Below are 14,133 nucleotides of genomic sequence, written 5' to 3'. Positions count from 1 at the left end.
GCGCCTATCAATCAGTTCAAATGAAGGAACAGAAGAAATGATCGAAACCCGCCTGTTACGCCAATTCATCGCCGTGGCTGAAGAACTGCATTTCCACAGGGCTGCTATTCGCCTGCACATGGCCCAGCCCCCGTTGAGCCAAGCCATCAATCGCCTCGAAGACAAACTGGGATTCAGCCTGTTCACCCGTAATAAGCGCGGGGTCAAACTGACCCCGGCCGGCGGTGCGTTCCTGAACACGGCCTATAGCACCCTCAAAGAGCTGGAGTTGGGCACCGAACACGCACGTCAGGTATCCGAGGGGATTGCCGGCAAACTCACGGTGACGGCGGTGTCCATCGCCTACTACGAGTCACTGCTCAGTACCCTGCGCCAGTTCCGCGAGACCTACCCCAAAGTCCAGTTGATCATCAAGGATATGCCCTCCTCCAGCCAGGCCAAGGCCATTCTGGCGGGAGAAGCGGATATAGCCTTCATGCGCAAGATGCCGATTTCGGCAGAAAACGTGGAATCACGCCTGTTGCTGGATGAAGAGATCGTGATGGCGCTGCCCGCCCATCACCCCAAGGCGAAGGAAGGCCAGATCGACTTGCGGGACTTCGCCGGGGAAGACTTCGTATTCACCCCCGAAGCCCTGGGCACCGGCTATCACAGTCAGCTGATCGCCTTGTGTGAAGCCGCCGGTTTTTATCCCAGGGTGGTGCAGGAGGCCGCACAGATCCATACCCTGATCGGCCTGGTCGCCTGTGGCTTCGGCGTTGCCCTGGTGCCTGAGTCGATTGCCAGCTCAATCATGCGCGACAAGGTCCTGTTCCGCCGGATCTACCCGGTGACCGCCTCCCCCAACCCGGCAATCGGCCTGTATATGAGCTGGAACACCCACAACGAATCACCGTTGATGCACAGCTTCATTTCCATGCTCGACTTCAACGCAGCCCCCCAGGTTGAAAGGACGCTGGCCGTCCAGGTCAGTTAGAGCGCCAGTGGGTAATTCTTGAGCGATGCGCCCATGGGCTACAGCGTTTGCTTCTGCCCCCGGCCGCCGGCTGACCGCACTGTTCACGCACCAACAGTGCCTGGACAGCTTGTACTGAATCAACACACGCCAATTACCAGATATGTTACGTATCTAATTGAAATAAAAGCATTTATCCCTCTGGCATGGCGCATGCAATCACCTTTGCTCCTACCCCGAAGGATGTATCCATGCCCCAGACATTGCCCCAGGCGCTGTTGCGTCAAGCCCACATCCGCGGGTCGGCGATCGCCTTGCGCTACAAGCGCCTGGGCATCTGGCATGAGCGCAGCTGGAGCGAGGTGGCTCGCGAGGTCAGCCAGCTCGCCGCTGCCTTGCATCAGCGCAGCTTGGGGCGTGACGATGACCTGTTGATCATCAGCCAGGCGCGTCCCGAAGCGTTGTTGCTGGCGCTGGCGGCGCAATGGTTGGGCGCCAGCGTCACACTGCTCGACCCGGAGCGCGACAACCAGGCGTTGTTGAACGTGCTGCGGCCGCGCTTCGTGGTCGTGCAAGACCTGGACACGTTGCAACAACTGCGTGAGCGCGACGTGGTGGTGTTCCTCGACGGGCGTGGCCTGAGCCAGTACCCGGACGCCGGCTTGATCGACTATGCCGACTTGCGTCCCGATGCCCCGCCCCCCGCCCACACGCCGCAACCCGACGCCACGGCCTTCGTCTTTCATGCCGAGACCACCCTGCGCCTGACCCATGCGCAGTTGCTCGTGGGCGCCCGTGCGCTGGTCGACCGGGAACACCTCGGCGCCGACGACGAGGCCCTGGCCGCACGCGTGTTTGCCGCCAGCGGGCAAGCACGCTACCTGCTTGCGCCCTGGCTGCATGCCGGCTTTGGGCTGAACTTTCCGGAGGCCCTGGCCACCCGCGACACCGACCGTCGCGAACTGGGCCCGACCCTGGTGCTGGGCACCCGCGAATCCTATGCACGCCTGGAGCAGTGGGTGCGTGAACGCCTGCCGCTGCCGGGAACGTTCAGCCATCGCGTGTACCGCTGGGGCATGCAGCCGAGCCGATCCCCCCTACGCCGCTGGCTGGGGCACTGGCTGGTCCGTCGGCCACTGCTGGATGTACTGGGGATGAGCCGCCTGCGCGTGCCTTTGTTGGTCGGGCCAGCGTTGAATCCGGACAGTGCGGCGTTCTTCGGTGCCCTGGGCATCCGTCCCGGCCATTGGCAAGAACCCGCTTCCCGCCACGAACCCAGCGACCACTTGCTGCCTCAATCTGCCTGACGAGCCTTCCATGCGCACACCCACTGAAGCGGTATTACTGCGGCTCGATGACATCTCTCTGTCGTTCAAAGGCATCAAGGCCATCACCTCCATCAGCTTCGAGGTCAAGGCCGGCGACATCTGCGGCCTGATCGGCCCTAACGGCGCGGGTAAAAGCTCGTTGCTGAATGTAATCAATGGGGTCTACCACCCCCAAAGCGGCAGCATCCAGTACGCAGGCCAGACCCGCAAACGCATGCGTTCGCACCAGGCGGCCGAAGGCGGCATTGCGCGGACCTTCCAGAATATCGCGCTGTTCAAGGGCATGAGCGTGCTCGATAACGTGCTCACCGGGCGCAACCTCAAGCGCCGCAGCAGTTGGATCGAGCAAATGCTGCGCCTGGGCCGGGCACCGCGTGAGGACGACGCGCACCGCCTGCAAGCGGAAAAGGTGATTGCCTTTCTGCAGATCCATCCCTGGCGCCATGTGCTGGTCGGCACCCTGCCCTATGGCCTGCAAAAACGTGTCGAACTGGCCCGCGCACTGGCCGCCGAACCCACCCTGCTGTTGCTGGATGAACCCATGGCCGGCATGAACGCCCAGGAGAAGGCGCAGATGAGCCAGTTCATCCGCGACATCAACCGCGAGTTCGGCACCACCGTGGTGTTGATCGAACACGACATCGGCGTGGTCATGGGCCTGTGCGACCACGTGGTGGTGCTCGACTACGGCCGCAAGATCGGCGACGGCACCCCGCAACAGGTGCGCGCCAACCCCGATGTGATCGCCGCCTACCTGGGTACCTGAGCATGGAATTTTTCTTCGAAGTGCTGATCGGCGGGCTGCTGGCGGGTGTGATGTATGCCTTGGTGGCGATTGGTTTTGTGCTGATCTACAAGGCCTCCGGCGTGTTCAATTTTGCCCAGGGCGCCATGGTGCTGTTTGCCGCGCTGACGTTTGTCAGCCTGTTGGAGCGAGGCTTCCCGTTCGCCTGGGCGTTCCTGGTCACCCTGGCGAGCATGGTGGTGCTGGCGCTGCTGATTGAAAAGGTCGTGCTGCGCCCGCTGGTCAACCGGCCACCGATCATCCTGTTCATGGTCACCCTTGGGCTGTCCTACATGATCGAAGGGTTTGCGCAGTTCCTGTGGGGCGCACAGGTGCACGGACTGGACCTGGGCATCGCCGACGAACCGCTGGAAATCCGCGGCATGCTGCTCTCGCAATTCGATCTGTTTGCCGCCGGCACCGCAGCCGTGCTGGTGATCGTCCTGTCGCTGCTGTTCAACAAGACGCGGGTGGGCCTGTCGTTGCGCGCGGTGGCCGACGACCCGCTGGCGTCCATGGCCATCGGTATCCGCCTGCCCCGCATCTGGGCCCTGGTGTGGGCGGTGGCAGGGTGTGTCGGCCTGGTGGCCGGGTTGCTCTGGGGTGCGCGTCTGGGCGTGCAGTTCTCGCTTTCGCTGGTGGTGCTCAAGGCGCTGCCGGTGCTGATCATCGGCGGGTTCTCGTCCATCGGCGGGGCGATTGTCGGCGGCTTGATCATCGGCGCGGCAGAGAAAGTCGCCGAGATCTACCTCGGCCCGCTCATCGGCAGCGGCATTGAAAACTGGGTGCCGTATGTCCTGGCGTTGCTGTTCCTGCTGGTGCGGCCTGCCGGGCTGTTCGGCGAGCGCGCCATCGAACGGGTTTGATTGTCCTTGGGGAACTACCTGCATGCTGTATCAAGAAACCGGTCAAATCAGCACCTCCTATGCGGCCGAGCGCCGCACCTTTCGCCTGCGTCAGGACCGCGTCGCGCTGTGGCTGCTGCTGGGCGTGGCGTTTTTTGCGGTGCCTTGGCTGGGCAATGACTACTGGTTCAGCGCGATCCTGGTGCCGCTGCTGGTGCTGTCGTTGGCCGGGCTGGGGCTCAACCTGCTGACGGGCTACGCCGGGCAACTCTCACTGGGCTCGGCGGCGTTCATGGCCGTTGGCGCGTTTGCCGCCTACAACCTGCATTTACGCCTGCCCGGCCTGCCGCTGCTGGTGAGCTTTGCCCTGGGTGGCGTGATCGCCGCCGGGGTGGCGGTGTTCTTCGGGTTGCCGAGCCTGCGCATCAAAGGGTTTTACCTGCTGGTGGCGACCCTCGCCGCGCAATTCGTGGTGGAGTGGGTGCTCACCCGCTTCAGCTGGTTTACCAACGACAACGCGTCCGGCGTGATCACCTCCCCGCCGCTGCTGATTGCCGGACTGGATTTCAGTTCCCCGCGCGGCCGCTACGTACTGACGCTGGCCGTGGTGGTGGCGCTGTTCTGGCTGGGTAAAAACCTGGTGCGCAGCGAACTGGGGCGTAACTGGATGGCCGTGCGCGACATGGACACCGCCGCTGCCGTGATCGGTATTGGGCTGTTGAAGGCCAAGCTGCTGGCGTTTGCAATCAGCGGCTTCTACCTGGGCGTCGCCGGGTCCCTGTGGGCGTTCGCCTACCTGGGCACGGTGGAACCTCACGGCTTTGACCTGAGCCGTTCGTTCCAGGTGCTGTTCATCATCATTATCGGCGGGCTGGGCAGCGTGCTCGGCAACCTCCTCGGCGCCGCGTTCATCGTGTTATTCCCGATCCTGCTGGGCAACCTCTTCGCCCTGTTGCCCGCCGGGCTGATGGATGCGGGCCAACTGGAGAACATCCAGAAGATGCTGTTTGGCGCGCTGATCATCGTTTTTCTGATCAAGGAACCGGAGGGGCTGGCCCGTCTGTGGCAGCGCTTTCGTCAACGGGCCAGGGTCTGGCCGCTGCGTTACTGAACTCAATAACCCCCCAGGAATGACCTCCATGACACACCGCTTATCGCTGCGCCGCCTGGCCCTGTGCCTGGCCCTGATCACCGCTGGGCTCACGGCCGGCGCCCAGGCCGCCAACGAACAGTACTTCCCCTTGCAGAGCTACCGGGTCGGCCCTTACGCCGCTGGCGGTACCGGTTTCTTCGGCGGTTTCATCGACTATCTGCAATACATCAATGCCAACGGCGGAGTGAACGGCGTCAAGCTGACCTGGAGCGAATGCGAGACCGAGTACGTGGTGGAAAAAGGCGTCGAATGCTATGAACGCCTCAAGGGCGGGCTCAACGGTGCGCCGGCCGCCGCCACCAACCCGCTGTCAGTGGGCATCGCCTACGCCACGCTGGAACGCTCCACGGCCGACAAGTTGCCGCTGATCACCATCAACCATGGCCGCACCGACTCCACCGACGGCAGCGTATTCCCTTACGTATTCCCGTTGCAGTTGAACCCGTATTCGGAAGTCTCGGCGATCATCAACTACATCGGCCAGCGCGAAGGCGGTGCCGACAAGCTCAAGGGCAAGAAAATCGCGGTGCTCTATCACGGTTCGCCCTACGGCAAGGAAACCAACGGCGTGCTCCAGACCCTGGCGAAAAACGCCGGCTTCGAACTGACCTTGCTGGAAGTGCCGCACCCCGGTAACGAGCAACAATCGCAATGGCTGAACATCCGTCGCCTAAAGCCCGACTGGGTGATCCTGCGCGGCTGGGGCGTGATGAACCCGGTGGCGCTCAAATCCGCGCAGAAAGTCGGCTACCCGGCCGATCACATCATCGGCAATATCTGGAGCAACTCCGAAGAAGACGTGGTGCCGGCCGGTGCCGCCGCCAAGGGGTTTATCTCGATCACCACGCACCCGTCGGGCACTGACTTCCCGGTGCTGCAAGGCATCGCGCAAAGCGTGGTGAATGCCGGCAAGGGCAACCTGGCCGACCCCAAACGATTTGGCACCGTGTATTACAACCTGGGCGTGGTCAACGGCATTCTCAACGTCGAAGCCCTGCGCCTGGCCCAGGAAAAATATGGCCAGAAGCCCCTCACGGGCGAGCAAGTGCGCTGGGGCTTCGAACACCTGAACCTGGACGACGCGCGCCTGCAAGCGCTGGGCGCCAAGGGCCTGGTGCAACCGCTGAAACTGTCCTGCGCCGACCACGAAGGCGGCGGCGCCGTGCGCTTCCAGCAATGGGACGGCCAGCGCTGGAACCTGATCAGCGACTGGGTACAAGCCGACCGTGCGCTGCTGCGACCGATCATCGAAGCCTCCGCGGCCGGGTACGCGAAAGAGAAAGGCATCACCCCGCGTGATTGCAGCCAGGAGCAGTGAGGCATTTGCGTTCCGGGCTGTCAGTGAGTTGTTCATCTGCATCGATAGGCATCGACAACCCGTAACTACCGCAAAGGCAGGTGGCACAGCCATTTCAAAAGGACTGTGCCACCGAGCACCATTGCGTTCCCGCGCTACCCCGCAGGCATGCTTTGGAGGACGCCACTCACTTGAATCCAGACCTGCGAAGGCCTACCCTGCACGCGTGCAACACTCACCCAATGCGTCAGGAAGACCTTAAATGTGGGATGGCAGCGTTACCTTTGGCGACTCGTGGGCCGGCTACATTGGCCGTGCTGATCAAAACACCGCCCACTCCCATGTTGCCATTCAGCTGTGCATCGGTCTGGATCAACCCGTCACCCTGGAACTGCCCGGACAGTCGATCCGCGCAGCGGGTGTGATCATCGGCCCCAATGTCGAACACCGGGCCGTGGCCGACAGTCATCCAGTGGCGTTTGTGTATGTCAGCCCGGACTCGGCATTGGGCCGTGCGCTCAGTGCATTGCTGCAAAACAATGGCATCGCCCTGGCCAGTGACGAATTACTGGAGTGCTTTCGCCGCGCCACATCCCTCCTGCAATTTGTCGACGCCCTCTCGCGTTTGCTCGCGATTACCACGCCGATCGACCATAGGCTGTACAAAGCCCTGAATATTCTGCGCCTGGACCGCGACGGTCCCGGTTGCGTCAGTCGCGCTGCCCATGCGGTGGGGTTGTCCAGCCCACGCTTGCGCTGCGTCGCCACCCACCAGATGGGGGTGTCCCTTTCCCAGTGGATCATCTGGAACAAATTGGAACAGGCCTCCAAATCCCTGGCCGGCGGTTCGACGTTATCGGACGCCGCCGCCGAAGGTGGCTTCTCCGACCAGGCGCACCTGGCCCGCATCATGCGTCGCATGATCGGTATGACGCCGCGCACCGCCGCAGAGGTTTTGCGCAAGACAAGCGTTTCGTTCAAGACGCGCTGATATCAAAACGCCAATATCGATCGCATCTTATTCGCAAAAACGGTAAGCGCTGATCGTCTCCCTCCAGAGCAACTCAGCGGCACCGACCGTGAATAAAAGTGTTCGCTCGGGGCACCTGTGCCTGCGATTCGGCGAATGGCCCCGTTAATTGTTTCGATGAGTCCGCAGGGAAGCGCAACTACATGTCAGCACAGCAAAAATTAACTGTTCTTCTCACGGGAGGCTCAGGCGTACTGGGTGAGTCACTGATCGACTGCCTGGCGGAAGACTTTGACCTGGTCTGCCTGGCGCGTAAAAGCCGCATCCGCGATCCCCGAGTGGAAGTGCTCACGGGCGATATCTGCAGCCCTCGCCTGGGGCTGGCCGCCGACGTTCATTCAGCGCTGCTTGAGCGTGTCGACTGGGTGATCCACGCCGCAGCGGTGACTCGCCTGGACGGCGATATCGATCAGATTTTTTCGGTGAACTATCTCGGCACCGAAAACGTAGTGGCCTTTGTGAAGCAAGCCAAGGTTCCGCTGTATCACATCAGCACCGCCTTCACCCATCCCTGCGACTATTACGAAGGCGTGCAAGCCGAGACCCCTTACGAAGTCGCCAAGCGCCAAGCCGAAACCCTGGTTCGCTCGGCCGGTATCGATGTGTCGATTTTTCGTCCATCCATCATCATTGGCGATGCGAAGACCGGGTTCATGCCTAACTTCCAGGGCTTCCATATGACCATGGGGCTGATGATGTCCGGCGTGCTGCCCATCGTGCCCTGCCCGTCTGCCGGCTATGTCGACCTGATCGCCCGTGATGTCGCGGCACAGGCCATTACCAATGCGCTGCGCCAGCGTTTGATCGGCGAAGACTATTTTCTTACGAGCGGTCCCCAGTCCCTTGATCTAGATGGTCTGCTGGACCTGATGTGCCAGTCCATGCAAGCCCAGGCGCAACCGTTCACACGGCCACGATGCCTGGCGCCGGACATTTACGAACGGTTGATCCGCCCGGTATTTCTTCCGGCGCTGACCGGCAATATCCAGGCCGCCCTGACCCGCGCCACGCAGCTGTGCCGCTATGCCTGCCTGCGCACGCCGCTGCCCACGTCCTTGCCGCAGTTACTCGGCGAAACGGCGTTCAGCCAGCGCGATGTCAGCCGTGAGTTACTGCTGTCGCTCAACCACCTGGCACCCAAGCTGGGAGCCTTGACGAGGATGCTCAAGCAGCCGGTGTTACCGTCCACACAAGCGAGCGCGGCATGAACCCGCTTGTCGTCGAACCCGCCATCGACGCCGCACAGGTCGACCAGTATTTACGCAAGCACGTCAACTCGGGCTACGCACGCCTCGCTTCGCTGATGAACCTGCCGATCGAGCAGTCCAGCCGTGGCGTCTACATCTATGACGACCAAGGCCGCCAGTACCTGGACGCCGGCGGATACGGCGTGTTTTTCCTGGGCCATGGCCATCCGGTGATCGTGGAAGCGGTCGCCCGGCAACTGCAGAAAAATGCGCTGGCGAGCAAGCTGTTGCTCAATCCGCAGCAGGCTTTCGCCGCGCACGCACTGGCTGCACATTGCCCAGGCAATCTTGAGTATGTGTTCTTTTGCAACTCGGGCGCCGAGGCCACTGAAGCCGGTCTTAAACTCGCCCGCCTCAACGGCTGCCGCCGCACGTTGTCAACTCTCGGCGGCTTCCACGGCAAGACCCTCGGTGCCCTCGCCGTCACCGGCCGCGAAAGCTATCGCGAGCCGTTCAGTGGATTGCTCAGCGACAGCGACTTTGTGCCGTTTGGCGACAGCGTGGCACTGGAGCTGCAACTGCGGGCATCGTCGCAAAAGGCTTGCGTGATCCTCGAACCGATCCAGGCCGAAGCTGGGGTGGTCCTGCCGCCACCGGGCTACCTTCGACGCGTACGCGAGCTGTGTAATCAATATGGCGCCGTGCTGATTATCGATGAAATCCAGTCGGGCCTGGGCCGCACCGGCTACTGGTGGGGCTGCGACCATGAGCAGGTGGTGCCCGACATCATGCTGGTAGGTAAAAGCCTGTCGGGCGGCTGCGTACCGGTGAGTGCCATGGTTGCCAGCGCTACGATCTATGCGCCTTTCAACCGCAACCCCACGGTCCATACCTCGACCTTTGGCGCCAATCCGCTGGCGATGGCGGCGGTACAGGCCACGCTGCAGGTGATGGTGCAAGAAGACCTGGTAGCGCGTGCTCGGCTGCTCGGCCAGGACCTGCATGCCCGCTTCAGCGCGCTGTTGCAACAACGGGGCTGGGCCGAGCGCGTCGAGCTGCGCAGCGCGGGTTTGCTGTTCGGCTTTGAATTTGCCGACGCCTCGATCGCAGCAAACATGGTCATGGCCCTTATCGAGCAACGAATCATTGTGTGCCACTCGCTCAATGATCATCGGGTGCTGAGGCTCACGCCGTCGCCGTTGTTGAGCACCGAGGATTGCAACTGGTTGCTCGAAGGCTTCGCGCAGGCGCTGACCACCTCAATGCCATCCCTTTGAATGGAGTTTTTCCCCATGCAAGAAGTCAACGTGCAGGCCCATATTCCCCATGCCTGCGCTGATGAAGTATTTGCCGTGATCAGCGATTTCAGCAAGTACGTCGAGCTGTGTAAATCGGTGCGTAATATCACCGTCAACAAAGTCAGCGACCAGGTCTCGTTCACCTCCTGGGAGGTCAACTTCCACAGCGGCATCCTCAAGTGGCAGGAGCGCGACACGTTCAATGCCCAGACCCGGGAAATTCATTTCGAGCAAATGGCCGGCGATGTCGATCACTTCTCCGGCACCTGGCACGTTTTGCCGGACGGCAAAGACGCGATCATCACCTTTGAATCCCGCTTCGACCTGGGCCTTCCGATGCTTGCGGACATGCTCGACCCGGTGGCCACACAGGCCATTCGGGAAAACATCCACTCAATCATCACCGGCCTGTTTCCGGCGAGCTACTTGAAGGCGTGAACCATGTCACTGTCACTGCTGAACCGCTCGCGCGCCCTGCTTCAACGCTACGCCCCGGGTTTTGACGAGCGTCTGGCGGCGATCCCGGCCGGCCAGCGCGAAGCCCCCCAAAGCGACGTCATCGCCCTGTTCAAGCAACATGGCCCGGTGGGCCTGTTGGTCAACCACGCAGCAGGCGGGCTGGGTGCGGACATCCTCGACGCAATGCATGTGCAGATCGCTATTGGCGCACGGTCACCCTCACTGGCGGTTGCCAGCACCATGCACCAGTTTTCCGTGGCGAGCTTGTTGGCACTCACACAAAACGGCGGCGGCGCCGAAGGCCTGTTGCTGGCCGCCGTCGCACAAAACCGCCTGCTGCTGTCGTCGGGATTTGCCGAGGGCACATCGGGCGCCGGGATCCTCGATTCGGCCATGCAGGCGGTGCACACCCCAGAAGGGGTATTGCTCAGCGGCAGCAAAAAGCCCTGCTGCCTCGGGCAGTCGATGGACCTGCTCACTGCCAGCTATATCCGCCAAACCCCGGCGGGTGAAGAACTGATGGTCGCTTTGATTCCCGCCACTGCATCGGGCATCAGCCGCAGTGCCTTCTGGCAGAACAGCGCCCTGGCCGCTGCTGAAAGCGTCGAAGTGCGCCTGAACGAAGTGCTGGTGCCTGAGCGAATGCTGTTTTCCGCCGGCTACACCCACCTGCTGGGTGACGTGCAGACCGTGGGGTTTATCTGGTTCGAACTGCTGATTTGCGCGTCTTATGTAGGCGCCTGCGCGGGTCTGGTCGAGTCAGTGACCGACGCTGCACGCTGGAACGCCCATCACCGCGTGGACCTGGCAGCCGACCTGCAATTGGCGATCAGTGCGCTGGAAGGCGCAGCCCTGGATATCGAGCGCAACCCGCAGGACTTGCCGAACGTGCTGGCCCGCCTGCTGCTGGTCCGCTACGGCATCGAGCAGCGGCTTGCCCAGCTTTCCGACCAGGCCCACGCCATGTTGGGCGGGATGGCGTTCATCACCAGCAACCAGAGTTCCAACGGCTTACTGGCCTGCCGCGGCCTGCAATTCCATCCCCCGGCAAAGATCTCGATGGCGACCAACCTCGACACCTACTTGACCGACTCAACCTTCAGCATGACCGGAGCGCACCCATGAACCTGCTCGGAAAAATCATCGTAATCACCGGCACTGCGCGCGGCCTGGGCTTGGCGACCGCCAGCAAGCTCAAGCAACAGGGCGCCACGGTGATTGGTCTCGACATCCTTACGCCGCAGGACGGCAGCTTGCTGGACGCGTTTTATCAAGTCGACCTGTGCGACCGTCACGCCCTGGCCGCCGCAATCAGCGCTATCAGCACCGATTTCGGTGACATCGACATTTTGGTCAATAACGCCGGCATCCTCACCCTGGAACGCGGCGAAACCGGCGTTACCGATGAAGTGACCCGCGCGGTCGATGTGAATCTGTTCGCGCCGTGGCAATTGGTTTCGGGGTTCCTGCCGGGGTTGCTGCGCAAACGCGGCAAAGTGGTCAACGTGTCGTCACTGTTCGCGCTGGTGAACGCGCCCTACGTGGCCGCCTACGCTGCCAGCAAACGCGCACTGAGCGCTTATTCGGATGTATTGCGCATGCAGTATCGCGGCGAACTCGACGTGGTCACGGTGTACCCGGGGTTCATTGACACTGCGATCCACTTGCCGGCCCAGCGTATGGGCCTGTCGGTCAAGCGCCTGGTGACGTTCAAGTGGGGTGACAAGACCCTGCTGTCGCTGGAAGAAAAACTGGAGGCAGCCGCTGCCGGCCTGGTGCGCGCCTGCCAGAAAAATGGCCTGCGCAACCGTGGGCTGACGTTCATGGGCACGCTGGCCATGTACACCGCGCGCTGCATGCCAAGCGTGGTTGATACCTTTATCGCCCTGCGCCTGCGCACGCTCACGCGTGGCGGCCACCTGGCGCTCAAGCCTGAACTGATCGAGTAAGCCGCCGCCAATGGCCAGTCACCTGCACCCCAAACCCCAGGTCCGCCTCGACCGTGCCTTGTTCAGGGTCCGATCAGCAGAGTCCTTGCTGATCATTGCCTACGCCTTGAGTCTCTACCTGTTACCTCTCGCGCTGTTTGTGTGGGTGGTGAACACCTCCTCCGTTTTTTGGGTGCTGGTGTGCTCGCCGTTGGTGGTATTGGCCGGATATGGGTTGTTTCTGCAAGCGATCCTTGGGCATGAAGGTTTCCACTTCAACTTGAGTGCGAACCCCTTGCACAGTTGCTACTTGGGCATTGCCACCAGTTCGTTGCTGCCAGGGTTCTGCGTGACCGGTTATTTCGTGGACCATTGGCAACACCATCGTTACAGCAACAGCGAGAAGGACCCGGACTACCGGCTCTTTTCGCGTTACCACACGCTGGCAAGCCGCATCATGCTGTCGCGCCTGGTCGCCACCCTGCGCTATCTGCAGGCCACCTGGCGCCTGGCCTTCGGCCCACTGAACACGCCATCGCCACTGCCGCTGAGTGCGATTGAGGTGCAACGGCTGGCTCGCTGCAATATTGCCTGCCAGGCTGGATGGCTCAGCCTTTACGGGCTGGTTATCTGGCGCATCGACGGGCTGCTTCTGGGGTTTTCCTTGAGCCTGGCGGTGGCGTTCCTGATCTCGGCGGTCAATGCCTATCAGGAACATGCTTTCGAAGCGGGCCATCAACAGCCGCCAGCGCGCTCACGCACCTCGCGCGTCAACACCTGGCTGCACGCCGGCTCGAACTTTCACCTGGAGCATCATTTTTATCCCGCGGTACCCTGCTGGCGACTGCCCCAGGTACACCGCCACCTGTTGGACGCGGGGTGGTATGCAGGCCGGCAATACCTGCTTGAAAAGCGCTTCGTTCGGTCCTTCCGATACGCCTGCAGTCGCCACCCCTATCGTGGAAACACGCTGAACGACAAACACCCTTAATTTCCCCATGGATTTTCCGCCTGAACCCTCAGGCCGCAGGAGCACCTATGCCTTTTAACATCGATAGCCACATTGAAACCGAACGCGAACAGCTGTTCAGCCATCCGCTGTTTGCAAACATCCGCACCGTAGAAGACGTGCGCACCCTGATGGAGTTTCATGTGTTCGCCGTGTGGGACTTCATGACCTTGCTCAAGCGCATCCAGCGCGACCTTACCTGTGTGGAGTTGCCTTGGGTGCCGCCGGTACACATCACCGCCGCCCGTCTGATCAATGAAATCGTGGTCGGCGAAGAAACCGACGAACACCCCGATGGCGGTTTTATCAGCCACTTGGACCTGTACCTCACGGCCATGGATGAAATCGGTGCCGACAGCACGGTATTCCGCCGCTTCCTGGCAGCGATCAAGGCCCAGGTCCCCCTGGCAAAGGCGCTCAACGACCCGGCTATCCCAACGGCCGCCAAAGTGTTCATGTGCCAGACCCTCGACATTGCACAACACGGCACGACCGAAGCGGTGCTGGCGTACTTTTTCTTTGGTCGTGAAGACATCATCCCCGATATGTTCGGCCGACTGCTGTCGCAATGGTCGGTCAGTGAGCACGATGTACCGATGCTCACGTACTACTTGAAGCGCCACATCGAAATGGACGGCGACGACCATGGTCCGGCAGCCAAGCGCATCATCGCCGAGATCGTCACCACACCTGCGCAACACCTGCATATGGTCGAGAGTGCCAAGACCGCGATCAATTCACGGATCGAGCTGTGGAACAGCGTGCAGCAGTTCCTGCTGGACAAGGCCCATTCCACTGCGGATCGCCCTGTGCGTGAGGTCGAAACCGTTTCTGAGCCTGCTTGACACAGACGCGCAACT

Annotated in this window: 14 protein-coding genes; all 14 read left to right on the top strand. The window is 61.7% G+C overall.

The features are described 5' to 3' along the window. Window positions 1–37: 37 nt before the first annotated feature. Window positions 38–976, top strand: coding sequence for a LysR family transcriptional regulator (locus tag C4J93_RS13235; protein ID WP_124429565.1), 939 nt, complete (start codon window positions 38–40; stop codon window positions 974–976). A 230-nt stretch (window positions 977–1,206) separates the two neighbouring features. Continuing rightward, a complete protein-coding gene (locus tag C4J93_RS13230; protein WP_124370653.1) occupies window positions 1,207–2,262 on the top strand; it encodes an AMP-binding protein in 1,056 nt (351 codons plus the stop codon). A 10-nt stretch (window positions 2,263–2,272) separates the two neighbouring features. Next, window positions 2,273–3,049, top strand: coding sequence for an ABC transporter ATP-binding protein (locus C4J93_RS13225; RefSeq protein WP_124370652.1), 777 nt, complete (start codon window positions 2,273–2,275; stop codon window positions 3,047–3,049). A gap of 2 nt (window positions 3,050–3,051) precedes the next feature. Then, window positions 3,052–3,933, top strand: coding sequence for a branched-chain amino acid ABC transporter permease (locus C4J93_RS13220; RefSeq protein WP_124366977.1), 882 nt, complete (start codon window positions 3,052–3,054; stop codon window positions 3,931–3,933). Between the two features lie 22 nt (window positions 3,934–3,955). Continuing rightward, entirely contained in the window at window positions 3,956–5,023 is a 1,068-nt protein-coding gene (locus C4J93_RS13215; RefSeq protein ID WP_124429564.1) for a branched-chain amino acid ABC transporter permease, read from the top strand. Window positions 5,024–5,051: 28 nt separating this feature from the next. Further along, window positions 5,052–6,383 (top strand): ABC transporter substrate-binding protein, encoded by a 1,332-nt coding sequence (locus tag C4J93_RS13210; RefSeq protein WP_124407147.1) that lies wholly within the window; start codon window positions 5,052–5,054, stop codon window positions 6,381–6,383. 241 nt (window positions 6,384–6,624) lie between these two features. Further along, on the top strand, window positions 6,625–7,353 hold the full coding sequence (locus C4J93_RS13205) for an AraC family transcriptional regulator (RefSeq protein ID WP_124429563.1): 729 nt from the start codon (window positions 6,625–6,627) through the stop codon (window positions 7,351–7,353). Window positions 7,354–7,535: 182 nt separating this feature from the next. Next, complete coding sequence (locus C4J93_RS13200; protein ID WP_124366973.1) at window positions 7,536–8,600, top strand: SDR family oxidoreductase; 1,065 nt, start codon at window positions 7,536–7,538, stop codon at window positions 8,598–8,600. Beyond that, window positions 8,597–9,856 (top strand): aspartate aminotransferase family protein, encoded by a 1,260-nt coding sequence (locus tag C4J93_RS13195; protein WP_124429562.1) that lies wholly within the window; start codon window positions 8,597–8,599, stop codon window positions 9,854–9,856. The genes C4J93_RS13200 and C4J93_RS13195 overlap by 4 nt, the downstream gene beginning before the upstream one ends. Before the next feature lie 15 nt (window positions 9,857–9,871). Then, window positions 9,872–10,315 carry a type II toxin-antitoxin system RatA family toxin gene (locus tag C4J93_RS13190; RefSeq protein WP_124366971.1) on the top strand — a complete coding sequence of 148 codons (444 nt, stop codon included), beginning with the start codon at window positions 9,872–9,874 and terminating at the stop codon, window positions 10,313–10,315. A 3-nt stretch (window positions 10,316–10,318) separates the two neighbouring features. Next, complete coding sequence (locus C4J93_RS13185) at window positions 10,319–11,461, top strand: acyl-CoA/acyl-ACP dehydrogenase (protein ID WP_124429561.1); 1,143 nt, start codon at window positions 10,319–10,321, stop codon at window positions 11,459–11,461. Then, a complete protein-coding gene (locus C4J93_RS13180; protein ID WP_124429560.1) occupies window positions 11,458–12,285 on the top strand; it encodes an SDR family oxidoreductase in 828 nt (275 codons plus the stop codon). Before C4J93_RS13185 ends, C4J93_RS13180 begins: the two co-directional genes overlap by 4 nt. 10 nt (window positions 12,286–12,295) lie before the next feature. Next, on the top strand, window positions 12,296–13,255 hold the full coding sequence (locus tag C4J93_RS13175) for a fatty acid desaturase (RefSeq protein WP_124429559.1): 960 nt from the start codon (window positions 12,296–12,298) through the stop codon (window positions 13,253–13,255). A 47-nt stretch (window positions 13,256–13,302) separates the two neighbouring features. Beyond that, window positions 13,303–14,118, top strand: coding sequence for a DUF3050 domain-containing protein (locus tag C4J93_RS13170; protein WP_124407142.1), 816 nt, complete (start codon window positions 13,303–13,305; stop codon window positions 14,116–14,118). The last annotated feature ends 15 nt before the right edge of the window (window positions 14,119–14,133 follow it).

Source organism: Pseudomonas sp. R2-37-08W (assembly GCF_003851705.1).
Taxonomy (GTDB): domain Bacteria; phylum Pseudomonadota; class Gammaproteobacteria; order Pseudomonadales; family Pseudomonadaceae; genus Aquipseudomonas.
The sequence above is the reverse complement of the archived record's forward strand: the minus strand, read 5'-3'. Positions and strand labels throughout refer to the sequence as shown.

Excerpts from the sequence above, each read along its gene's own strand:
- C4J93_RS13235 (WP_124429565.1), top strand. The coding sequence starts at position 38 with ATGATCGAAACCCGCCTGTTACGCCAATTCATCGCCGTGGCTGAAGAA.
- C4J93_RS13230 (WP_124370653.1), top strand. The coding sequence starts at position 1,207 with ATGCCCCAGACATTGCCCCAGGCGCTGTTGCGTCAAGCCCACATCCGC.
- C4J93_RS13225 (WP_124370652.1), top strand. The coding sequence starts at position 2,273 with ATGCGCACACCCACTGAAGCGGTATTACTGCGGCTCGATGACATCTCT.
- C4J93_RS13220 (WP_124366977.1), top strand. The coding sequence starts at position 3,052 with ATGGAATTTTTCTTCGAAGTGCTGATCGGCGGGCTGCTGGCGGGTGTG.
- C4J93_RS13215 (WP_124429564.1), top strand. The coding sequence starts at position 3,956 with ATGCTGTATCAAGAAACCGGTCAAATCAGCACCTCCTATGCGGCCGAG.
- C4J93_RS13210 (WP_124407147.1), top strand. The coding sequence starts at position 5,052 with ATGACACACCGCTTATCGCTGCGCCGCCTGGCCCTGTGCCTGGCCCTG.
- C4J93_RS13205 (WP_124429563.1), top strand. The coding sequence starts at position 6,625 with ATGTGGGATGGCAGCGTTACCTTTGGCGACTCGTGGGCCGGCTACATT.
- C4J93_RS13200 (WP_124366973.1), top strand. The coding sequence starts at position 7,536 with ATGTCAGCACAGCAAAAATTAACTGTTCTTCTCACGGGAGGCTCAGGC.
- C4J93_RS13195 (WP_124429562.1), top strand. The coding sequence starts at position 8,597 with ATGAACCCGCTTGTCGTCGAACCCGCCATCGACGCCGCACAGGTCGAC.
- C4J93_RS13190 (WP_124366971.1), top strand. The coding sequence starts at position 9,872 with ATGCAAGAAGTCAACGTGCAGGCCCATATTCCCCATGCCTGCGCTGAT.
- C4J93_RS13185 (WP_124429561.1), top strand. The coding sequence starts at position 10,319 with ATGTCACTGTCACTGCTGAACCGCTCGCGCGCCCTGCTTCAACGCTAC.
- C4J93_RS13180 (WP_124429560.1), top strand. The coding sequence starts at position 11,458 with ATGAACCTGCTCGGAAAAATCATCGTAATCACCGGCACTGCGCGCGGC.
- C4J93_RS13175 (WP_124429559.1), top strand. The coding sequence starts at position 12,296 with ATGGCCAGTCACCTGCACCCCAAACCCCAGGTCCGCCTCGACCGTGCC.
- C4J93_RS13170 (WP_124407142.1), top strand. The coding sequence starts at position 13,303 with ATGCCTTTTAACATCGATAGCCACATTGAAACCGAACGCGAACAGCTG.